Below are 20,960 nucleotides of genomic sequence, written 5' to 3' on the forward strand. Positions count from 1 at the left end.
CTGGATGGATCTTCGAGTATTCACAGAACCACAGCAAGGCGCCACCTACGAGACGCTTCTCCGCGTGGCGAAGGCCGCTGAGGACCTCAGTTATGGAGCGTTTTTCCGGTCCGACCACTACTTGCACATGGGCTCCGCCGACGGGCTCCCCGGCCCCACCGATGCCTGGATCACCCTGGCCGGCCTCGCCCGCGAGACCAAGCGGATCCGCCTGGGCACACTGATGACCGCCGGCACCTTCCGGCTCCCGGGCGTCCTCGCGATCCAGGTCGCGCAGGTCGACCAGATGTCGGGCGGACGCGTGGAGTTGGGCCTCGGCTCCGGCTGGTACGGAGCGGAGCACGAGGCTTACGGCATCCCCTTCCCGAAGGAGAAGTTCGGCCGCCTCGAGGAGCAACTCGCCATCGTCACGGGCCTGTGGAGCACGCCCGTGGGCGAACGCTTCAACTTCAACGGCACGTATTACCAGCTGAAGGACTCCCCCGCGCTGCCGAAGCCGGCGCAGAACAAGGTGCCGGTCCTGATCGGCGGGCACGGCGCCAAGCGGACCCCGGCGCTCGCCGCGCAGTACGCCGACGAGTTCAACATCCCGTTCGCGTCGCTCACCGACACGGAGCAGCAGTTCAAGCGGGTCCGTGCGGTGGCGGAGGAACACGGCCGGAGCGCCGACAGCCTCGTCTACTCCAACGCCCTGGTCGCGTGCGTCGGCAGGACCGACGCCGACGTGAGGCGCCGCGCCGCCACCATCGGCCGTGATGTGGACGAGCTGAAGGCGAACGGGCTCGCCGGCTCGCCGGCCGAGGTCGTCGAGCGGATCGCCGCGTACCAGGCCGTCGGCTCGCAGCGGATGTATCTCCAGATGCTCGACCTGGACGACCTGGACCACCTGGAACTGATCGCCACCGAGGTGATGCCCCGGCTTTCCTAGACCACGCACCTCCTGGCTCCTGAGCAGCTTCACGGATTCACGACTTCACGGCCGAGCGTCAGCTCCGCCGGTCCCGCCGCTCCGGCCTCGCCCCTGCCGGGTGAATATCCGTCAACCGGGCACGTGGCCGGGGCGCGCGCCAGTGACCCGTCCACGCGAGTGATCGTTGGCTCGGGCGGAGCCGGACCGCCCGGCACCCGCACCGGCGGCGGCCGCCGCTGCCGGGCGACGCCTGCGTCACCTCGCCCTCCCCCGCGGGGGAGGGCGAGGGCCGAGGAGGCCGTCATGTCCCAGGAAGCCATGTCCGAGCAGGTCGTGCACGAACCGGCCGGGCCGGATCAGAAGGGCGCACCCAAGGGTCTGCTCCAGCAGATGGAAGAGCTGATGGCCGCGCTCAACGCGGATCTGTCGCAACTCGACGCCGACCTTGAGCAGTCCACCGGACCCGGCGCCCCGTCCGCCGACGGGGGCCACCGCCTCTGACCCCGCCGGGGGCGCGTCGCACCGATGCCGGTGCGCCCCCGAAGCCCGCAGCCGCAGCCGCCCCGACTGGCGGCCCCTACGCCGCCGAGTCCGGCTCCGACTCCGACATGGTGTCGCGGCGCAGCCCGAGCCGGCGGATTATCTCGAGGACCCTGTCCCGTGATTCGTCGGCGGCGTCGATGACGTCCATGCAGTGCCAGTAGGCCCCCTCCTCCTCCGCCTCGCTGGCTATGCCCACCAGGGCGATCCCCACTTCGCCGAGCAGCGCGGCCAGACCGATCAGCGCCTTGTGCGCCTCCGGCAGCTCCGTGAGCTGCGCCGCCCGTATGCCGCCCGACCCGATGACCGGGATCGCCGAGCCCGAGCAGCCTCTGCCGCCCGCCTCGCTCAGTCCGAGCGCCTCGCCCCTCAGCTCCGGCGGGCCCTCTCTCGCCAGCCTGTTCCCCATGGCCTGTGCGAGGGCCTGGGCCTGCCATGCCTCCCGCGTGATGGCCGGCGCGTCCTGGCTCTCCGCCAGGGCCCGTCGGCTCGCCCTGATGAGTCGCACCGCGTCCATGCGCCGCCCCCGTCCCGAACTCCCTTGCCCACTACCCAGAGTGAGGGCAAGAGAGGTGAAAAGCCAGAGGACGACCGAAATCTGTGGACACGGAGTCCAATGTTGATAATTCCGTGACTCCATAGAGTGACAAGACCGGTCATGCGGCCCCTCCAGCCGGTCTCAGCCCTCTCAAGGGACCGGAAACCGCTCCTCGTTGCGGTCGATCTTCGCCGACAGGGCCGCCAGCGCGTCGATCCCGAGCACCTCGCACAGTTGCAGCAGATACGCGAGGACGTCCGCGACCTCGTCGCGCACCCGGTGCGCCGTGTCCGGGTCCGTCATCACGCCGGCCGACTCCTCCGGGGTCAACCACTGGAAGATCTCGACCAGTTCGGACGCCTCCACGCTCAGCGCGGCCACCAGGTTCTTCGGCGTGTGGTACTGCTCCCAGTTCCTGGCCGCCGCGAATCGGGCCAGCCGGCGCTGCAGCCCCGCCACATCAAGTTCTGTCACGGCCCCAGGTCTACCACCGCCGCGCCGTGCTCCCGCGCCGCCCACGTCCCGTCGCCGACCGCCCCCGCAAGCCTGATGTGCCCGCGCCCGCACATCCGCACCGCGAGCGCCGTCAACTCCCGCAGCTGCCGCGGGTCGAGGCTGCGGTCGAGGCCGTCGGCGAGGACGGTGAGCGTCTGGTACGCCTCGGGGACCTCCGCCGCCGGGTCGACCGCGAGCACCCGGGGGCCGGTGAGCAGGACCAGGGTGAGCGCCAGGTACCTCAACTCTCCGTCCCCGAGCCGGTCGACAGGGGTGCGCAGTCCGTCGCCACGGTCGAGCACGGCCCGTACCGTGCCGTTGCCGAGGTCCTCCGACAGGACGTCGACGACGGGTCCCGCGCAGCCGGCGCGGGCTGCGGCGACGAGCAGCGCGTGCCGGGTGCCGCACTCGGAGCGTGTGCGCCACAGGACGGCGGCGAGGTTGTCGCAGCCGCTCAGGAGGCGGTCGGCGGTGGCCGGGGCGGGGCGGCGCATGCGGTCGGGCCGGGGGTCGCAGGAGAAGACGGAGCGCAGGGCGACCACGACCTGTTCGGCGGCGGCGACGACGAGCCGCTGGCCTTCCGTCTTGCCCGCGACGCGCAGCGGCAGGAGCGCCGTGCCGAGCAGGTCGTCCGGCAGGGGTGCGCGGGTCACGGGGGTCGCCCCCGCCGTGTGCCAGGCGGCCTGGACGACGCGGCGTCCGGGGTCGCGCAGGGCGGTCTCCAGGAGAGTGCGGCCGTCGCAGGTCAACCGCTCGCCGACGATGCACAATTCGGGCTCCGCCTGGATCGCGAGGTCGAGGCGGACCGGGCCGACGGGCCCGGTGACGGTGCAGCCGATGCGGAAGCCGCGGCGTCGCTGCGCGTCGGGCCGGGCCCGGTCGGGGACGTAGGCGGACGGGTCGGGGAACACCTCGTCGAGGGCCGCGCCGCCGCCGAGCCGGGCCAGACCCTCGTAGGCCTTCAGGGCGCTGGACTTGCCGCTGCCGCTCGGCCCGGCGAAGAGGGTCAGCGGGCCGAGCGGGAAGCCGGCGCCTCGGTGCGCGGCGAAGGCGGAGAGCCGCAGTTCGGTGAGGGTCGGCCGGTCCTGGGGAGCCGGGGGCGCGCCGCCCCGCGCGAGCAAGGTCATGTCCCGGACGGTAGGCGGCACTCCGCCCGGAGAACCGTTCCTCCGGGCGGACCTTCCTACGATCGGGGGACCTGAGTACCTGGGCCGGGTGACCAGGGCCTCTCGTCTGGACGAGGCTGGGCTCGCGGGGGCTGGTCCGGCCGGATCCAACCACAGACCCTAGGCCCGGGGAACGGCCCCTGCCACGAAGTCCTGCACCTCGGTGCCGGGAGGGGCGAGCAGGAAGACATTGCGGTCGACGCGGTGCATGCCGCAGCCGAGGCCGAGGATCACGCCGCTGCTGAAGTCCAGGACGCGCTTGGCGACATCGGACTCGGCGCCGCTCAGGTCGAGCAGCACGGGGATGCCCGTCATCACGGTCTCGGCGACCTCGCGGGCGTCCGCGAACACGTTGACCCGCAGCACGACGAACCGTCGCCGCGCCTCGGTCTCCGCTTCGGGAACGGCCCTGTGGTCGACCGCCGACGGCCATGCGTTACGGCCGCGCAGAGGTACGACCTGGGCGAGCCCTTCCCACTGTTCGTCAGTGACGTCGTGGCTGTTCACTGCCCCCACCCCGTCCGGGCTCGTACTTTTGTCTGCACCCGCCATTCTTACGCCAACTCACCCGTTCAGCCCAACAGCGACACGGTCCGCATCCGCCGTGGTGGCGGGCGCGGACCGTGCCGGGCGGGCGGATCCGGTGTCAGGCGGCGATCGCGACGGCGTCCACGGCCCTGACGCGCAGGGTCCTGCGGGCCGTGCCCAGACTGGTCACGAACGTCGCCGTGGCCGCCAACGCCACGACCGTGAACCAGATCCCGAGGCCCTGGCCGGGCAGGATCGAGTCGGTGCGGACGGTGGTGAAGGGCACGATTCCCGCGAGGCCCGCGACCGTGCCGAAGAACACACCCGTCACCGTGAGCACGAGGCTCTCGACCGCGACCGTCCCGAGGACCTGCCCCGGAGTGGCACCGGCGAGGCGCTGCTGCCCGAACTCGCGGACCCGGTAGGAGGTCGCCGCGTACAGGGTGTTGACGAGCATCACGCAGGCGAAGACGACGATGATGCCGACGACCACGAAGTTGAGGGTCTCCAGGTTCTTGTCCTGGACCGACCTGGCGAGACCGGACGCCTTGATCGCGTCGTTCTCGACGGCCTGCATGTAGAGGGTGGCCGTGGCCATGCCGGTGAAGAGGATCAGCGGCATCAGGACGCCGGAGAGCTGCTCGGCGCGCTGCCGCATGTTCCGTACCGTCAGATAGCCGCTCGCGCCGGCGAGTGCGGTGAGCAGGGGTTCGGCGCGGCCCAGGAGGGCCCGTAGCAGGGCCGGGGACAGGAGCGCGAAGCCTACGGAGAGCAGGATCGCGCCGTAGGCGGGCGCCGCCATGAGGGCCGCGTCGGTGGCCTTCATCGCGAAGGTGCTCAGGACACCGGCGGCGCCGACGGCGAGCGCGCCCCAGGCCGTGAACGTCCGTGCCCTGCCCCGTCCTTGACGCATTCCGGCGGCGTTCCTCGTGGCGCGCCGCACCGCGAGGAACGCGGCGCCGGCGGAGGCGAGCAGGGTGACCGCGACACCGGACACGAGGGCGATGGGACCGAAGACGTGATCGACGCCGTCGGCGACCTGGCCGCCGTCCTTGAACACGTCGAGCAGGGCGTGGCCGCCGAGCATCGCGGGCCCGACGGCGAGCACCGAACCGGCGAGGGCGACGATGCCGGACTCGCCGACGATCATGCGCTTGATCTGGGCGGGGGTGGCGCCGGTGTGGCGCAGGAGGGTGATCTCGTCGGCGCGTTGGCGGACGTTGACGGTCAGGGTGGAGGCGACGGCGAAGAACACGAGGAGGGTGCCGTAGCCGCCGACGACGCTCGCCGCGGTGGTGAGGGTATCCGCGCTGACGTGGTCGACGCCGGGGGCGCCCGCCGTGTCGTGCAGCGAGTTGAACGTCATGATGACCGCCGCGCCGAGGAAGGCGGACAGCAGCGTCGCGAGGAGGCGGCCGGGGCGCAGCCGGACGGAGCGCAGGGCGAGTGCGAACACGGCTCACACCCCCGCCGGCGTGGTGTCGCCGAGGTGCGCGAGGCGTTCGGCCACGGCGTCGGCGGTGGGCGCGGTCATCTCGCCCGTGAGGCGGCCGTCCGCGAGGAAGAGCACGGAGTCCGCGTACGAGGCGGCGACCGGGTCGTGCGTCACCATGACGACGGTCCTGCCGTGCAGGCGCACTGCTTCCTGGAGGAGGCGCAGGACGTCGCGCGCGCTGCGGGTGTCGAGGGCGCCGGTCGGTTCGTCCGCGAAGATCACGCTCGGTTCGGTGACGAGGGCGCGGGCGATGGCGACGCGCTGGCGCTGGCCGCCGGAGAGCTGCTCGGGGCGGTGGCCGAGCCGGTCGCCGAGGCCGACCTGGGTGAGGATCTCCTGGGCGCGGGCCCGGTTCACGCGCCGCCCGGCGAGCCTGAGCGGCAGGGTGGTGTTCTGGGCGACGGTCAGCGTCGGCAGCAGGTTGTACTGCTGGAAGACGAAGCCGATCCGGCGGCGGCGGAACTTGGTGAGGGCCGCCTCGGTGCCGCCCGACATCTCCTCGCCGTCGACCATCACGATGCCGCTGTCGGGCCGGTCCAGTCCGGCCGCGCACTGCAGGAGCGTGGACTTGCCGGAGCCGGAGGGACCCATCACGGCGGTGAACGTCCCGCTCCGCAGGCTCAGGGTCACGTCGTCGAGTGCGGTCACGGCGTTCTCGGCGCCCTCCCCGGCGCCGTAGGTCTTGCTGACCTTGACGAGGCGCAGGGCCTCGCCGCCGTGCCCTGCCGGTCCGCTGCCGCCCGCCCGGCCCGTACGTCGGAACATGGTCTCTCCCCGTCCACCGTCGTCGTCACGGCGCTGTCTGCGCCATGACCACGACGTTAGGGACGGCGGCTTTCCGGCACACGGGGCGTACAGCCCGGACCTCGGGTGTTGCTACGTACACCCCCCGCATCCGGGTGCCCGGTGGGCCGGGTCAGGTGAGGTCGATGTGCACGTTGGTCGACTTCACGCGGGCGATGGCCTGCATGCCCACTTCCAGGCCGAGCTCCTCGACGGCCTCGCGGGTCAGGAGCGAGACGAGCCGGTGCGGGCCCGCCTGGATCTCGACCTGGGCCGCCACGTCGCCGAGCTTCACGCCGGTGACGATGCCGGGGAAGGCGTTGCGCGCGGAGGTGTACGAGGCGTCCTCCGAGTCGGGTCCCGACTGGCCGACCTCGATGGAGAAGGCGGCCAGGTCCTGCCCGCGGATCAGGCGTCGGCCGCCCTCGTCGCGGTGGGTGGCGACGCGGCCCGCGTCGGCCCAGCGGCGTGCCGTGTCGGGGCTGACGCCGAGCAGACGCGCCGCCTGCCCGATGGTGTAGGACTGCATGCGCCGAACAGTAGACGGCGGCCGAAGCCCCGTCACATGGCCCGTCGCACCTCGAAAAGGCACACCTCCGAAGTCACGCCTCCGAAGTCCCCCCATAGGCACCCCCATACGCACGCCCCGGAAGTCACACCCCCGAAGGCACCACGCTGCGTCCCGTCTCGTGGGCGTACAGCGTCGTCCGGTCGCGCAGGGCGGCGTGCACCGCCATCTGCGCGTCGCGGCGGCGCTGGGCCGGGCCGTCGGGCAGGTGCAGCACGCCGGCGTTGCCGCGCGAACCGCGCTGGATCTCGGCCGTGCGCGGGATGCGCAGGGACTCGTAACGGGCGAGGCGGGATCCGGTGGGCTCGTCGGTCGGGGCGGCGAGGCAGGCCGCCAGGTCCATCGCGTCCTCGATGGCCTGGTTGGCGCCCTGTGCCATGAACGGCAGCATCGGGTGCGCCGCGTCGCCGAGAAGCGTGATGTGGCGGCTCGACCACTGCCGCAGCGGCGGCCGGTCGTGGAGCGCCCACTGATGGGTCACCTCGACGGCCTCGACGATGTCGGAGACGAGGCCCGTCCAGGAGCCGAACGCGCGGCGCAGCTCCTCCGGGTCGCCGGGCGCCGACCACGACTCGGGCGGCGCGTCCGTCATGGGGACGGTCGCGGCGAAGCTGAGGTGGCGGCCGCCGGACACCGGGTAGCAGACGAAGTGCCCGCCGGGGCCGAGCCAGAGGCGCACGAGGGCGGCGCGCGCCTCGTCGGGGAGCCGGTCCACGGGGACAAGTCCCCGGTAGATGCCGAGCCCCGCGAAGACCGGCTCGTCGCGCAGGAACGTCTCGCGGACGGTCGAGTGGATGCCGTCGGCGCCGACGACGACCTCCGCGTCGCGGACGGTGCCGTCCTCGAAGGTGAGACGGGCACCGTCGTCGCCCAACTCATCGGCGCTGCGCAGGCGTTGGCCGAGTCGGAGGCTGTCCCGGTCGACCAGCGACAGCAGCGCCTCGTGCAGATGCGCGCGATGGATCGCGTAGTACGGCGCCCCGAACATCCGCTCGCAGTCCTCGCCGAGCGGTGTACGGGCGATCGGGCGGCCAGTCCAGCCGCGTACCTCCATCGCCTCGATGCGCACGGCGTGCTCGCGCAGCGCCGGGCCGAGGCCGAGGCGCAGCAGCGGCCTGATCGCGTTCGGCGAGAGCTGGACGCCCGCCCCCACCTCCGCGAGACGCCGGGTCTGCTCGAAGACCACGTACGGCATGTCGTGCGCGGCCAGCGCGCCGGCCAGTGCCAGGCCTCCGATGCCCGCGCCGACCACAGTGATCCGCGGCCGTTCCCCTTCGCCCACTTCCCCGAACCGCACGTCTGGGACCGCCTTCCGCGTCGCTGTCTACCGGCCATGTGCGCCTCGGTGCGAGGAACCCGGTGGCCCGGGTCCCGCCCTTCGCCGCCCCCAGAGCATCGGCGGCTCCCGGCCCGCGCGGCAACGGCCGTCACCCCCTGACCTGACAACTGTCGCCGCTTGCGTGACGTCCGTCATGGGAACCGGGCCGCGGCGGCTCAAGGGCCCCTGGCCGGGCCTAACTTCCAGGTGACAGCGAGATCTGACGACGCCGGGAGGCACACAGTGACGGAAGCGGAGGGACCGCGGTGACCGCGGTGGCCGTGGAGGGCCTGCGCAAGCGCTACGGGGACCACGAGGCCGTACGCGGCGTCGACTTCACCGTCTCGGACGGGGAGATCTTCGCCCTGCTCGGACCGAACGGCGCGGGCAAGACCACCACACTGGAGATCCTCGAGGGCTTCCGCGGCCGGGACGGCGGGAGCGTCGAGGTGCTCGGGCGCGACCCGGGCAAGAAGGCGGACGGCAAGTGGCTGCGCGGGCAGATCGGGCTCGTGCTCCAGGACATCGCCGTCGAGCCGTATCTGTCGGTGCGCGAGACGATCGCGCGCAACGCCGGCTACTACCCCGCGCCCCGCGGCATCGACGAGGTCATCGACCTGGTCGGGCTCGACGAGAAGCGCGGCGCGAAGGTGAAGGACCTGTCCGGCGGGCAGAAGCGGCGGCTCGACCTGGCGCTCGGCGTCGTCGGCAACCCGCAACTCCTCTTCCTCGACGAGCCGACGACGGGCTTCGACCCGAACGCGCGGCGCGGCGCCTGGGAGGTCGTCAAGAACCTCCGGGACGCAGGCACCACCATCGTCCTGACCACGCACTACATGGACGAGGCGCAGGCGCTCGCCGACTCGGTCGCCGTGATCGCGGGCGGCGAGATCGTCGCCGCGGGCACGCCCGACACACTGGGCGGCCGGGACAGCGCGCTGGCCCGGATCCGCTTCCTGCTGCCGCACGGCGCGACCCTCACCGACGTGCCGCTGCAGGTGAGCGATGTGCAGGAGGGCCTCGTCACGGCGGAGTCGGACGAGCCGACGGCAGCGCTGCACCGGCTCACCGAGTGGGCGCTGCGGCGCGGCACCCCGCTGGAGCGCCTGACCGTGGAGCAGCCCACGCTCGAGGACATCTATCTGGGCCTGACCAGCAAGTACGCGGAACAGGAAGCATCCTCACCGTCCTCCGAACGCGGGCGCGGGCCGTCCTCGCGGCGAGGGCGCCGACCCGGACGGAGCCGCTCATGACCACCCTGACCCCGACCACGGCCGCCGGCGCCGGGCGCACCGCGCGCACCGAGCGGAGCCCGCTGGCGCTGCTCGGCCACCAGATCCGTTACGAGCAGCTGTCGTTCTGGCGCAACCCGCAGTCGATGGTGTTCACGTTCGTACTGCCGATCGTCATCATCGCGATCTTCGGCGCGGTGTTCAGCGGCAGCGCGGACGACAAGTTCTTCTTCGGCCTGTCCGGCATGCAGTACTACACGCCGACCATCGCCGCGGTGTCCGTACTGGGCGCCTGTTACGGACAGTTGGCGATCGTCCTCGCGATGCGCCGGCAGACCGGGGTGCTCAAGCGGCTGCACGCGACGCCGCTGCCGGCCTGGGTCTACTTCACGGGCCTGCTCGTGCACTGCATCGTCGTGAGCGTCGTCGACGTCGCGCTCGTCATCGGTATCGGCTCGCTGTACGACGTGCCGCTGCCGACGCACTGGGGCGCGATCATGCTCACCCTCGTGCTCGGCGCGGCGAGCTTCTGCGCGCTGGGCGTGGGCGTCGCCTCGCTCATCAAGAACTCGGAAGCGGCGCCCGCCGTGGTGCAGTTCATCCAGTTCCCGCTGGTGTTCATCTCGGGCAGCTACTTCCCGATCCACTCCGAGGTCCTCAACAACATCGCCGGACTGCTCCCGGTGAAGCCGTTCAACGACGCGATGCTGGCGCCGTTCGCGCAGGACTCCGGCTACCAGTGGCGCGACCTCGCCGTCCTCGCGGCCTGGGGTGTCATCGGCGCCCTGATCGCGGTGCGCAGCTTCCGCTGGGACCCGCGGCCGGAGTAGCCACGCGCCGTACTCCGCGCACTTCTTGGGGGCCTCCTCGGAGGCCCCCTCGGCACCCCACCCCACCCCCCACTTCCCGAAGGGAACCCCCCTCGCATGTCGCTCACCGAACCGCACACGCGCCCCGTGCCGGCCGACCTCGCCGGCGCCTGGACCCTCGAACCCTCCGCCAGCTCCTTCGAGTTCACCGGCCGGCACTTTCTCCTCCTCCCGGTGACCGGGTCGATGCCGGTGCGCTCCGGCGCCGCGGAACTCGACGGGGACGGCCGGCTCGGGCACCTCGACGTCGCCCTCGACGCGGCCGGCTTCACGACCGGGAACCCGCGCCGGGACGACGCTGTCCGTGGCCCCGCCTTCCTCGACACGGAGCGCCACCCGCTCCTGCGCTTCGACGGTGAGGCCCTCGCCGCGGGCGAGCCCTGGACCGTGTCGGGCCTGCTGTCCGTCAAGGGCCGTGCGGTGCAGCTGGTCCTGACGGTCGACGAGGTCGTCCCGGAGGGCGCCCGCACGGTCGTCCGCGCGTCGGCGACGGTCGACCGGCACGCGTGCGGCGTGAGCGCGATGCGGGCGATGGTGGGTCCCCGGCTGCGGGTGCGGGTGACGGCGGTGTTCGTGCGCGCCTGATCCGTGTGCGGCAGCACACGAAGGCCCGGCCGGTGAATCACCGACCGGGCCTCGTCGTGCGTGCTCCCGGATCAGGCGAGGGCGCCCTCCGCGACCGGGAAGACATACGCCAGCCAGGCGTAGTTGCGCAGCTCCTCCAGGAGGCTCAGGCCCAGGCGGTTGTGGAGCATGTGGGCGTGCGAGAAGAGGATCATTCCGGGGTGGGTCGGGGACTTCTCCCGGATGTCGCCGGTGAGGGCGGCGAGTCCGTCGTGCCAGTGGGCGAACGGGCCGTGGGCGAGCGGGTCCACGGGCTTGGCCCCGGCGTCCCGGGTGATCGTGGTCAGCGAGTCGAGGAGCTCGTCCGGGTAGCCGGCCTCCCCGGCCCAGGCCCGCCAGGCGCCGAGGCCGTGTGCGTAGAAGTAGCCGCGTTCGGCGGTGTCACCGAGGGCTGCGGCGGCGGCCATGGTGCCGCGCAGGGCGAGCAGGGATCGCTGCGCCTGCGCGGGAGCCTTTTGCGCGAGGCGCAGGACGAGCTCGCTGGAGAGCCGGAACAGGTCCTCGGTGGCGGGCATCAGGGCGGGGCCGCCGTAGCGGTCGAACTCGGGGTCGTAGTCGGCGCGGTGGACGCCGGGCGCCAGCATGGCCCGTACGTGCCGGTCGTCGCCCTGCTCGCCCGCGGAGGCGAGCGCTCCCGCGCCTTCCAGGTAGGCGCCGGGGTCGAGCGGCTCCTCGCCGGGCCCGAGCGTGCCGGCGTCGGCGAGCCGGACGCGCAGCACCTCCTCGACGCGGTCATACGCATCCGGCTCCAAGTCCCGTATCCGCAGCCGCAGATGGGGTCCTGCCTGCCAGTAGCGGATGAAGAACCAGGAGGTGCCGGGGGCGAGTTCGCCGATCGTGGGGCCGATCACGTCCGTCAGGACGCGGTCGTGCGCGGACCGGGCGGTGGTGGCGAGGTGGAGGTGCCACGAGCTCCATGTCATGAGATCTCCCTGAGTGGTCGGGGCGTGGGCGGTCACAGCCGCAGGTCCAGGAGTGCGCCGCCCGAGTCCTGCGGGGCGCCGACGACGACGGAGAGGACGATCGTCTCGTCCGGGTCGAGGCCGAGGACGCGCTGCGTGGGGATCTCCTTGAACGCGCGGACGGGCCGGGCGAAGAGGCCGGAGGCCGCCGCCGAGAGGCACAGGCCATGGGCGGCCCAGCCGACGGCGTGCTGTGCGGCGCCCCACCCGGCCGGGCCCGAACGGGCGAACAGGTCGCGGGGGCGCACGGAGAAGAACACGGTCATGGGCGCGTGCCGGATGCGGCAGCCGTTGACGGGCGAGACGCCGTACCCGTAGTGCGCCTCCAGGCGGACGGGCGCTTCCGGGTCGGCGCGCAGCAGGCGGGCACCGCCCGGGACCGCGCGGTGGACCCCGTCCTCATGGCCGTCGACGCCCTGGACGACGGCGGTGACGTTCACCGCGTCGAAGGCCGCCGCGAGGTCGGGCCCCGGGGGCGGGACGGCGAGCCACCGCAGGGCACTGTCGAACGCCTCGGCGGGGAGCCGGGCGCGGCGGCCGCTCATGCCGTGCAGGGCGCGGGGCATGCGCCCGGAGTGCCGCTGCCACAGAAGCTCCGCCCAGTTCGGGACGGTGCGCGAGACAGGCAGGTCCCGCGGGATCGCGCGCCCGACAGGGACGGGTGAACTGTCGTACGTCTGCTGCCGGTTGACGCGCACGAGGTCGGCGAGGGACGGGTCGCGCAGGTCGGGGACGGCGGCGCGACGCCGTACGGGAAGGACCGGGGCCGGGTCGCCGACGTCGAGGGTGAGCGGCAGCGACCACTCCCACGCCGGGTCGAGCCCGAGGTCCCCGAGGAGTTCATGCCCGTTGGGCCCGGGCAGCGAAAGCCGCACGGGTACGTCGAACAGCTCGAAGCCCACGCCCAACGCCCGTAGAACGATGCCGAGTTCGAGCGCGACCAGCGAGCCCCTGAACCACTTGTAGGCGGCCGGGATCGACGTGTAGCGGCCGGTGAGGGCGATCCGGCGCGGCGCGCCCCCTCCCGGCTCACCGGTCAGCGCGTACCGGCCGGGATCGAGGACACGCCAAGGCGCCCCGCCACTGCCCCCGGCCACGAAGGCGTGCACAGGGAAGAGGCAGCGCGGGGAGGCGTAGGGGCGGTGGTCGTTGTACGGGTTCTCGGGCTCGCGGCGCTGTGGGCCGAACGCGGTGATCAGCGCGCGGGCCAGGCGGTCCGGCACGTCGCGCGGCGGCGGCAGCGCGGGGTAGGGCATGGCCTCCAGCAGGTCGACCGTGCCGAGTGGGAGGGTCTCGCGCGGGGCGCCCGCGCGCGGAGGCTCGGGCGGGACGTGTGTGTCCGGGGGCGGTTCCGGGGTCCAGGTCCACGGGGGCGGCTCGGGCCGGTCGGCTCCGGCGCCGTACGCGTACCACAGGGGTTCGCGCGCGATGCTGTTGTCGCCTTCGGGGCCCGGCAGTTCCACGGGGGAACGCCGGGCCGGCGCGGGCGCGGTCACGGGAACGGGTGGGGGTCGTAGGGGGACGTCCGGTGCTCCTGGGCCGTGCCGCGCAGGGCCGCCTCCAGGCGGGGCAGGCCCGCCAGGCGCTGCTGTGCGTGGCCGAAGCACATCGGCAGGATGCCGGGCACGACCGCGCGCGCGACGTGGATGCCCGCGTCGGCGTGCTCGCGGCTCGTCTGGTCGACGAGCACGATCCGGTCGAGGCCCGCGTCGGCGAACAGGGAGCGCACGAGGTCCAGGGCGCCCCGCACATCGCCGCCCGACGCGTCGGCGAGTCGCCGCGGCCAGTCGGGGAACGCCTCGTCCAGGGTGACGCTCGGGCCGCCGAGCGCGGCCGTGGCCCGCTCGCGCGTCTCGGGGATCGAGGAGAACCGGACGTGGTCCTCCAGCTCCTGGACCAGCCAGGGGTCTTCGGCCATGGCGTCGACCTGTTCCCTGGTCCAGTCGACCGGGTTGGTGACGAGCTGGGCGACCTCGCGCAGGGCGCCGCGGATCGCGGACTGCGGGTCCGCGCCGGACCCGGCCGAGGAGAACGTCGCGGGGAACGGGTTGAGGCGGTTGACGGCGAGGACCCAGACCACGGGCAGCGCGATGTCCCGCGTGGCGACCAGGAGATGGATGTCGAAGCCGCGCGCCTGGATCAGCTCGATCATGGCGCGGCTCGTCGGGTCGGTGATCGAGCTCTGCGGGATGTGCGGCAGCGGCGCGGCCCGGTACCAGGAGGTCAGGAACGCGTCGCGCTCGGCCAGCTCGAACAGCGAGTGCAGCGCGGCCTCTTCGAGGTTCGCGCCGACGGCGCAGCCGCTGGACGACTCGTAGAAGTAGTGCTTGCGCTCGTGCGGCCCGACGGCCCTCGCGGCGCGCCGGTCCCTGCGGAACGCGTACTCGTACTGGTAGAAGGCGTGGTCGGCGGGAACGAGCAGGGCCCGCCCGTCGTCGAGGTCGTGGCCCCACACCCAGTCCATCGGGGTGTCGGCCGTGTGCGGGGTCACCCGGCTCGTCGGGTGGGCCAGCTGCTCGTCCGTGTACCGGCCGAGGGTCGCCGGGTCCACGGCGTGCTCGGCGACGTCCGTGTACGCGCGGTCCGTGAGGACCGGGATGTCGTACGGGAATCCGCCGAGCCTCTCGTACGCCTCCAGGACGGCGACCGGCTCGGTCTCGGCGAACGTCCTGGCGCGGCCGTGGCCCATCGCCGGCGCGTCCGGCACGACGGCCATGCTCATCGCGAACGGGGTGCGGGACTCGCGCAGGATGGCGCGGACCGGGCCGAAGCGGTCGTCGACGAGGCGCTCGCGCAGCAGGCCGCGCTCGACGAGACGGCTGTCGCCGGATCGGGTCGGGTCGCCCAGGGAGGCCGGCCGGCTGCGCAGCGCGAGTGGCAACGGCTCGTCCGCTGCGCCGAGTTCGCCCTTCTCCGGGCCGCACAGCGGGCAGTGGAAGCTGCGGGCGACGCGGTGGCGACGCAGGCCGCGCGCCGAGACGGCGTAGAGCTCGCCGGGGCCGAGGGGCCGCCGCGCCAGATGCTCCAGGGACGCCCGGAGCAGTTCGGGCAGCAGCGCCTCGGACGGCGCGGGGCCTGCGGTCGCGTGGGTGAGGTCGCCGACCAGGGGATGGTCGACGACGGTGCGCTCGCGCACCTCGGCGCAGCCCGCGCACCCGGCATCGGTGCCCGGAGCCCACAGCGGTCCGACGAGAACCTCGTCGCCGTGGACGCGCACGGACAGATGCGGGCGGCCCGACTCCCGTGCCGAGTCGAGGCGTTGGCGTTCCCAGCCGAGGTCCCAGCCGCGCCGGACGGAGACGCTCACGCCGTCCGCGACGGCCGGGGCGCTGAGCCCGGCGCAGACGTCACGCCAGATCTCGTCGTCGTACGCGTCGGGAGCGCGCCGCGCGGTGATCGTGTCCGTCGTGTCCGCCGTGTCACTGTGCATCGTGGGTCTCCCGCGTGCGTTCTGCGGCCTCGACCGGCCCGTACCAGAAGGGGATCTCGCCGAGCACCGGGTCCGCCGCGACGGCGTGGCCGACGAAGGCGACGCCGAGGGTGTCGGCGTGGGCGATGAGCTGTGCGCGCAGAGTGCCGATGGCGGCCGGGTCGGCGAACAGCAGGGCGTCCGTGGAGAGTCGGCCCGGCCGGTCCGTCTGCGCGTGGGCGACGGCCTCGCACAGGGCGGTGCGCAGCGCCTCCTGGGGGGTGGATCCCCAGCCTGTGCCGAGGAGTTCACCGGCCGCCGTGGTGACCTCGGCGAGACGCCAGTCGACGCCGGGGACGTGACGCAGCGCGAGCCGGGGCTCGCCGTCCACGAGCTGCCGGAGGACGGACAGGATGCGCCGCCCTTCGGCGTCGGGCGTCGCGTCGGCCCCGGCAAGCTCCACCGCGCGCGGGGCCAGCAGCCGCAGCGCGCCGTCGAGCAGCCAGTGTTCCTCGGTCAGTCCGGCGGCCGCCCCCGCGACGCGGTCCCGCAGGGCGAGCAGCGCGGCGGCGACGGTCGCGGCCTCCTGGTGCGGTCCCCAGGCGACGACCCTGCCCGCCCGCTCCCCGCGCTGTTCCACGGCGCGCAGGGCGAGCGGCATCTGCGGCAGGTCCTCGTCGGCGGTGTAGGCGAACAGTCCGGTCCAGCGTCCGGCGAGGGCCACGGCCGACGCGCGCGCGTCCTCGGGTTCGGGCATCGGTGTCGAGGGGACGTCGGTGAGGAGGGAGCCCGGCCGGCCGGTCGCGGCCGCCATGCGGGCTCCCCCGACGGTCACCCGGTCGGAGACCAGGTCCGCCCCGTGCACGACGTGGGCCTCGCCCGCGTCCGCCGTCCCTGTCAGCGTGTCGATGAGCAGCTGCCCCGCGAGGGCCCCGGCGACGGCGTCGGCGACCGGGCGCGGTACGGACCCGTCGCCCTCGTCCGTCCAGGACAGGACCCGCTCACGGAAGATCCCGGCGCCCTCGGGACCACCCACGAGAACGGGGCCCACGACATGCACCGTGTCGCCGAGGAGGACGGTCAAGTGGTGTTTCACATAGGGGAGTTCGGACTCCGCATCATCGACCGCGGTCCGGATCTCCAGTACGGCGTCAGCACCTTCGTCCACGTGGTCGGACGAACCGCGCGCCTCGATGACCGTCACCTCCCCCACCCCGGCCCGGCGCAGCCCGCGCGCCGCCGGGCCCGTCGCCTCGGGCGGGCCCGTGACGAGGACCCGGGCGGCGCGCAGTCGGGCGAACGCGGCGTACGGGTCGTCGAGGCGGGCTTCGAGACGGGCGACGGACTCGGCGTGCGGCGCGCGCTCCTCGGCGGACGGCTCGGGGGCGGTGAACGCGTCGGGGTCGAGCAGGAGCCCCGCGTCGCGCAGCTTGCCGACGAGGTGGCGTACGGCGGACCGCGAGCGCTCGGTGCCGAGTTCGGCGACGAGTTCGTCCTCGCTCGCGCCGTTCTCCAGGAGGGGGACGCAGCCCTCGGCCACGGCGTGCAGGACGTCGGAGCCGCGCAGGACGACCTGGCCGCGCGTGCCGCTGAGGTAGACGCCGCCGGGAACGGGCGCGAAGTGCAGGTCCGGGCGGGCCTTGAGTTTGGCGTTCGTCATGCCTGTCCCCCTCGGTAGGTGAAGCGTCCGCCGGCGTCGCGGCCGACCTCGACGACCCACTCGGTGGCGTGCGTGCCGTCGACGACGGACGGCAGCGCCTCCTCCAGGTAGCAGCCGTCGGCGCCGCGCCGGTCGAGCATGCGCGGCAGGACGCGGGCGCTCAGGGCGCTGGTCAGGTCGACGTACTGCGGTTTTTGCTGGAGCCGCTTGGACTGCACGTCGGGGGCGCCCACCGAGAGGGGCCCCTCGTCCTCGGGCGCGTTCTTGATGACGACCTCTTCGGCGACGCCGTGCCGGGCGCGCCACGCGTTGAGCGCGAGGAGCCGGTCGTGCTCGTCGGGTCCCGCGGCGACCGCGGTGGTGAGTTCGTCGCCGCCGTACCAGCGGCGGCGCCCGATGAGGACGTCTCCGACGGCCATGCGAGGCGCGGTCCTGGTGGTGGCGCGGTCCCACGGCGTCGCCGCGTGCCAGCTGTTGGGCAGGCTGTTGAAGAGGCGCCCGCTGATGGCGAGGCCCGAGGCGACGGACAGGGGCGGCGGGAACAGGCCGGGGTGGCCCGTGCCGAGCGGCAGGACGCGCAGGGGCGCGCCGTCGGCGTCCTCGACCCGCAGCGTGTCGGTGTCCGGGTCGTGCGCGAGGCGCAGCGTGAACCAGTCCTCGGGGGTGAGGCCGCCGGGCAGGATCGGCGCGTGCGCGTTGACGTTGAGGCGGTGCAGGCCCAGGTCCTCGGTGACGCGGGCGCCGTCGAAGCCGTACTCCCGCTGGAGGTGTCCGGCGAGGCGGGGCAGGGCGCGGCCGCCCATGCGGCGGTCGGCGTCGAGGAAGCGGGCGTAGAGCATGCCGTGGCCCGGCAGTCCGTCGTTGAGGACGAGCCTGCCGTCGCCCTCCTGGAGGAGGACGCCGTAGATGAGGGGGTCCTGGCGGAAGCGGTCGGGCAGGGACGCGGTCAGGCCCGCCACGTCGTCGGGGGTGAGGACGAGGGTGTCGTCGCCGGCGTCGACGGTCTTGGACAGGCGCGCGTGGACGGCCTCGGTGAGCTCGCGGCGCAGCAGGTACATGCGCTCCAGGGAGCCGTCGGCTGGGCCGATGCCGGCAAGTGCGGACGGGTCGCCCGTGCCGTGCGGCCCGTACACGGCGTCCATGGCGGCGGCGCGCCGGGACACCTCGCCGACGACGAACGCAGCGTTCGCGGCGAGCGGGATGTTGGCCCCGGCGCCGAACCGTTCGACGAACGCGGCCGTCATCAGGACGCGTACGTCGTGCAGCCAGTCGAAGACGGACAGGAGCTCGACGGCCGGGCCGAGGTCGGCGAGCGGCTTGTGCCACTGCCGGGTCGCCACCTTAAGCGGCGGCATGACGTAGTCCTCCTCGACGGTGATCTGGGCGGGCCGCCCGGCGAGGTGGCTCAGCTTGCCGAGGTCGCCGCGCAACTCGGCCAGCACACCGCCCCGTTCGGGCGCCGGGGCGTCGGCGAGGCGGGGCAGTCCGGCGCGGATCCCGGCGGCGAGGGTGGTGGCGCGCGGGTCGTCGGGGGCGAGGAGGTCGTCGTAGTCGGCGGAGCCGTCCTCGGCCTCGTGGAAGGTGCACAGCAGGCCCTGGCCCACGGCCTGCCGTACGCGCTTGTCGGCGGCCTCGGCCGGGATGCCGGCGCGTTCGGCGACGTGGGCGACGACGGCGGGGAAGAGCCGCGGCCCCATGGACACCGCGTCGAGCAGGTCGCCGACGGGCCCGTCCAGGGGTACGGCGAGGCGGCGCATGCCCGCGTCGCTGAGCCGCAGGAAGAACAGCTTGCCGGCCTCGGGGTCGGGCGCCGAGGTGGGCGGGATGCCCACCCACAGGTCCGTGAGGTCCGCGGTGTCGGCGACGGAGAGCCCCCCGAGCACGTAGCCGAGCATGACGCGGTCGAGCCCGGGGAAGGCGGTGGCGCCCCCGAAGGGGACGTCGCCGGGGTCGACCCCGGCCGGGTCGGGCTCCGCGATGCCTACGGCGGTGAACCGGGACAGCGGGCTGGTGCGGACCATGGCCCGGGTGACGTACTGGATGAGGCCGCGCTCGGACTTGCGGGTGCGGGCGGAGACCTTGCCGGGGCCGAGGACGGCGGCGCGGTAGCGCTCGGCCTCCTGGTGGACCTCGGGTGCCACCAGGGCGAGCGAGCGCAGCAGGTCGTCGTCGCCCAACAGGGCGGCCAGGCCCGCCCGTTCGCGGTCGGCGGCCTCGGTGTAGCCCTCGACGACGGCGTCGCGCAGCCGCTCCCTGGCGTCCCGCGCGGCCAGCCACTCGGTGACGGCGGGCGTGGGGGCCGGCGGCTTCTTGGGTGCGCGGCCGTTGTGGATGGAGCGGCGCAGCGCGATCAGGTCACGGCGCTCGGCGTCGTCGGCGGCGGCGCCGATGCGGTGGTACAGCTCGTCGGAGCACGCGTCCGCAGCCTGCCTCAGCACCTCTTCGGCGGCGGCGAGTTCGGCGAGGGTGCGGCGCTGGGCCGGGTCGGCGAGGCGGGTGCGGCGCAGCGGGTTGACCCGCAGGAACCAGAGGGACTCGGGTGTGGTCGGGCCGGTCATCGCGTGACTCCCGTCGGGTCGGCCGCCGTGCCGGTCATGCGGTCCCGGCGGTCGTTGAGGCGGTCCTGCCAGGACACGCCGAGGACGTCGTCGACGGTCTCGGCGATGGCGAAGCACATGTAGTAGCGCTGCATCGGCGAGACGGTCAGGAGCGGCAGCTGCTCGTAGAAGAGGTTCGTCAGGAGGCGGAAGGCGGCGAACCAGCGGGAGGGGTCGGCGACCACTCCGGACTCGCCGACGGCGCGGTGGAAGTCGCTGTCGGGCTGGTCGCCCTGCGGGACGACGCGGGTCGCTCCGGGCGGGCCCATCTCGCTGCGGTCCACGCCGTCGGTGACGGAGTCGAGCAGGTCGAGGGTGAGCGTCCCGGCGGCGACGGCGCTCTCCAGGGCGCCGGAGCTGTACGCGAACGCGGTCCGCCACTCGGCGGCACCGGCCGACACCTCGCCGGACAGGCGCTGTTCGACGACGGTACGCAGCCGGGGCGCGTCCTTGGCGAGCCGTTCCTGGAAGACGGGCCTGACGTCCTTGGTGGGCGCGGCCCAGGCGAGGAACGCCTCCACGTGGGAGCGGGGCGAGAACACCCCGTAGGCGGGGCCGAGGAAGTGGGTGTCGACGAGGGCGGCGAACGCCTCGGCGAGCCGCACGGTGGCGGTGGCGGGCTCGGCCGCGATGCCGTCGATCATGCGCAGCAGGGGCTTGTTGAGCGCGCCGAGCACAACGGTGCGGAACTGGTCGAGGCGCGGCTCACGGGACGCCGTGTCGGCGGGGCTCACCCGTGAGACGGCGCCGTGCTCGTGCAGCGGGAGGTAGGGCGGCTGCACCGCTTCGAGCCGGCCGAACTCGCGGGCCTGCTCCAGGTACGCCTCCTCGGTCAGGGCGCGCGGCGGGTCGAGCGGACCGGCGTCGAGGAGGTCCGCGACCTCGGTCCAGTCGGGGCCGCCCGGCACCGCGAGGGCGAGGACGTCGACGTGCGGGCCGTGCAGCCAGCCGCGCCTCAACTGGACGGCGGGAGCGCCCCGTTCGCTCAGGGCGCGGGCGACCGGCACGACGTGCCGGGCGAGCCACGCCGGTGTCACCGGCATCCGTGTGTGGAGCCGCACTCCCGTCAGGCCGGCGGAGTCCGGCTTCACGGCAGTGCGCTCCGGCGCTTCAACCCCCATGTTTTTCGCACCTTCCAGGAAATCTTCAACAGATCTTGCGGAATGTTTTGACTGGAATTCTGTGGCGGCGACTTGCGCCCGGAAAGGGAATGCGGGGCGGCCGCTTACATACGTCACCGCTTTCGTGACACGGGCATCCGCCGAG

At 73.5% G+C, this 20,960-nt stretch carries 19 protein-coding genes; 5 read left to right on the forward strand and 14 right to left on the reverse strand.

The features are described 5' to 3' along the window. Positions 1 to 4: 4 nt before the first annotated feature. Entirely contained in the window at positions 5 to 928 is a 924-nt protein-coding gene (locus tag OG456_RS08790; protein WP_266558881.1) for an LLM class F420-dependent oxidoreductase, read from the forward strand. 285 nt (positions 929 to 1,213) lie between these two features. Continuing rightward, entirely contained in the window at positions 1,214 to 1,411 is a 198-nt protein-coding gene (locus OG456_RS08795; protein WP_266558883.1) for a hypothetical protein, read from the forward strand. 76 nt (positions 1,412 to 1,487) lie between these two features. Here OG456_RS08795 and OG456_RS08800 read toward each other — a convergent pair whose 3' ends face one another. The 8 genes from OG456_RS08800 to OG456_RS08835 form a co-directional block, all read right to left on the reverse strand. Further along, a complete protein-coding gene (locus OG456_RS08800; protein WP_266558885.1) occupies positions 1,488 to 1,967 on the reverse strand; it encodes a DUF6099 family protein in 480 nt (159 codons plus the stop codon). Between the two features lie 171 nt (positions 1,968 to 2,138). Next, positions 2,139 to 2,462 carry a nucleotide pyrophosphohydrolase gene (locus OG456_RS08805; protein ID WP_266558887.1) on the reverse strand — a complete coding sequence of 108 codons (324 nt, stop codon included), beginning with the start codon at positions 2,460 to 2,462 and terminating at the stop codon, positions 2,139 to 2,141. After that, on the reverse strand, positions 2,459 to 3,610 hold the full coding sequence (locus OG456_RS08810) for an AAA family ATPase (protein WP_266558889.1): 1,152 nt from the start codon (positions 3,608 to 3,610) through the stop codon (positions 2,459 to 2,461). The genes OG456_RS08805 and OG456_RS08810 overlap by 4 nt, the downstream gene beginning before the upstream one ends. Positions 3,611 to 3,769: 159 nt before the next feature. Then, a complete protein-coding gene (locus tag OG456_RS08815) occupies positions 3,770 to 4,156 on the reverse strand; it encodes a cell division protein SepF (protein WP_266558891.1) in 387 nt (128 codons plus the stop codon). Positions 4,157 to 4,295: 139 nt separating this feature from the next. Continuing rightward, the gene (locus tag OG456_RS08820) at positions 4,296 to 5,633 is read right to left on the reverse strand and encodes an ABC transporter permease (RefSeq protein WP_266558893.1); all 1,338 of its coding nucleotides are present in this window, start codon (positions 5,631 to 5,633) and stop codon (positions 4,296 to 4,298) included. Between the two features lie 3 nt (positions 5,634 to 5,636). Then, on the reverse strand, positions 5,637 to 6,437 hold the full coding sequence (locus OG456_RS08825; RefSeq protein WP_266558895.1) for an ABC transporter ATP-binding protein: 801 nt from the start codon (positions 6,435 to 6,437) through the stop codon (positions 5,637 to 5,639). Positions 6,438 to 6,588: 151 nt separating this feature from the next. Then, positions 6,589 to 6,984 carry a molybdopterin-binding protein gene (locus OG456_RS08830; RefSeq protein ID WP_266558902.1) on the reverse strand — a complete coding sequence of 132 codons (396 nt, stop codon included), beginning with the start codon at positions 6,982 to 6,984 and terminating at the stop codon, positions 6,589 to 6,591. Positions 6,985 to 7,108: 124 nt separating this feature from the next. Then, the gene (locus OG456_RS08835) at positions 7,109 to 8,320 is read right to left on the reverse strand and encodes an FAD-dependent monooxygenase (protein WP_266558904.1); all 1,212 of its coding nucleotides are present in this window, start codon (positions 8,318 to 8,320) and stop codon (positions 7,109 to 7,111) included. A gap of 287 nt (positions 8,321 to 8,607) precedes the next feature. On the opposite strand from OG456_RS08835, the gene OG456_RS08840 reads away from it, so the two are divergent. From OG456_RS08840 to OG456_RS08850, 3 genes are all read left to right on the forward strand, one after another. Next, positions 8,608 to 9,594: an ABC transporter ATP-binding protein gene (locus tag OG456_RS08840; protein ID WP_266558906.1), complete on the forward strand. Its 987-nt coding sequence runs from the start codon at positions 8,608 to 8,610 to the stop codon at positions 9,592 to 9,594. Then, on the forward strand, positions 9,591 to 10,403 hold the full coding sequence (locus OG456_RS08845) for an ABC transporter permease (protein WP_266558908.1): 813 nt from the start codon (positions 9,591 to 9,593) through the stop codon (positions 10,401 to 10,403). Before OG456_RS08840 ends, OG456_RS08845 begins: the two co-directional genes overlap by 4 nt. Positions 10,404 to 10,499: 96 nt before the next feature. Further along, positions 10,500 to 11,027 carry a YceI family protein gene (locus tag OG456_RS08850; protein ID WP_266558910.1) on the forward strand — a complete coding sequence of 176 codons (528 nt, stop codon included), beginning with the start codon at positions 10,500 to 10,502 and terminating at the stop codon, positions 11,025 to 11,027. Between the two features lie 71 nt (positions 11,028 to 11,098). Here OG456_RS08850 and OG456_RS08855 read toward each other — a convergent pair whose 3' ends face one another. From OG456_RS08855 to OG456_RS08880, 6 genes are read right to left on the reverse strand one after another with little or no spacing between them, the layout of a single operon-like run. Beyond that, positions 11,099 to 11,989, reverse strand: coding sequence for a thiopeptide-type bacteriocin biosynthesis protein (locus tag OG456_RS08855; RefSeq protein ID WP_266558912.1), 891 nt, complete (start codon positions 11,987 to 11,989; stop codon positions 11,099 to 11,101). A gap of 32 nt (positions 11,990 to 12,021) precedes the next feature. Then, the gene (locus OG456_RS08860) at positions 12,022 to 13,524 is read right to left on the reverse strand and encodes a nitroreductase family protein (protein ID WP_266558914.1); all 1,503 of its coding nucleotides are present in this window, start codon (positions 13,522 to 13,524) and stop codon (positions 12,022 to 12,024) included. Further along, positions 13,521 to 15,458: a TOMM precursor leader peptide-binding protein gene (locus OG456_RS08865; RefSeq protein ID WP_266558916.1), complete on the reverse strand. Its 1,938-nt coding sequence runs from the start codon at positions 15,456 to 15,458 to the stop codon at positions 13,521 to 13,523. The genes OG456_RS08860 and OG456_RS08865 overlap by 4 nt, the downstream gene beginning before the upstream one ends. Beyond that, on the reverse strand, positions 15,448 to 17,097 hold the full coding sequence (locus OG456_RS08870) for a hypothetical protein (RefSeq protein ID WP_266558918.1): 1,650 nt from the start codon (positions 17,095 to 17,097) through the stop codon (positions 15,448 to 15,450). The genes OG456_RS08865 and OG456_RS08870 overlap by 11 nt, the downstream gene beginning before the upstream one ends. After that, positions 17,094 to 19,655 (reverse strand): hypothetical protein, encoded by a 2,562-nt coding sequence (locus OG456_RS08875; RefSeq protein WP_266558920.1) that lies wholly within the window; start codon positions 19,653 to 19,655, stop codon positions 17,094 to 17,096. The genes OG456_RS08870 and OG456_RS08875 overlap by 4 nt, the downstream gene beginning before the upstream one ends. After that, positions 19,652 to 20,815, reverse strand: a complete 1,164-nt coding sequence (locus tag OG456_RS08880; RefSeq protein WP_266558922.1) for a hypothetical protein — start codon at positions 20,813 to 20,815, stop codon at positions 19,652 to 19,654. The genes OG456_RS08875 and OG456_RS08880 overlap by 4 nt, the downstream gene beginning before the upstream one ends. Positions 20,816 to 20,960: the final 145 nt, after the last annotated feature.

The organism is Streptomyces sp. NBC_01446, from assembly GCF_026340095.1.
GTDB classification, from domain to species: Bacteria; Actinomycetota; Actinomycetes; order Streptomycetales; family Streptomycetaceae; genus Streptomyces; species Streptomyces aureus.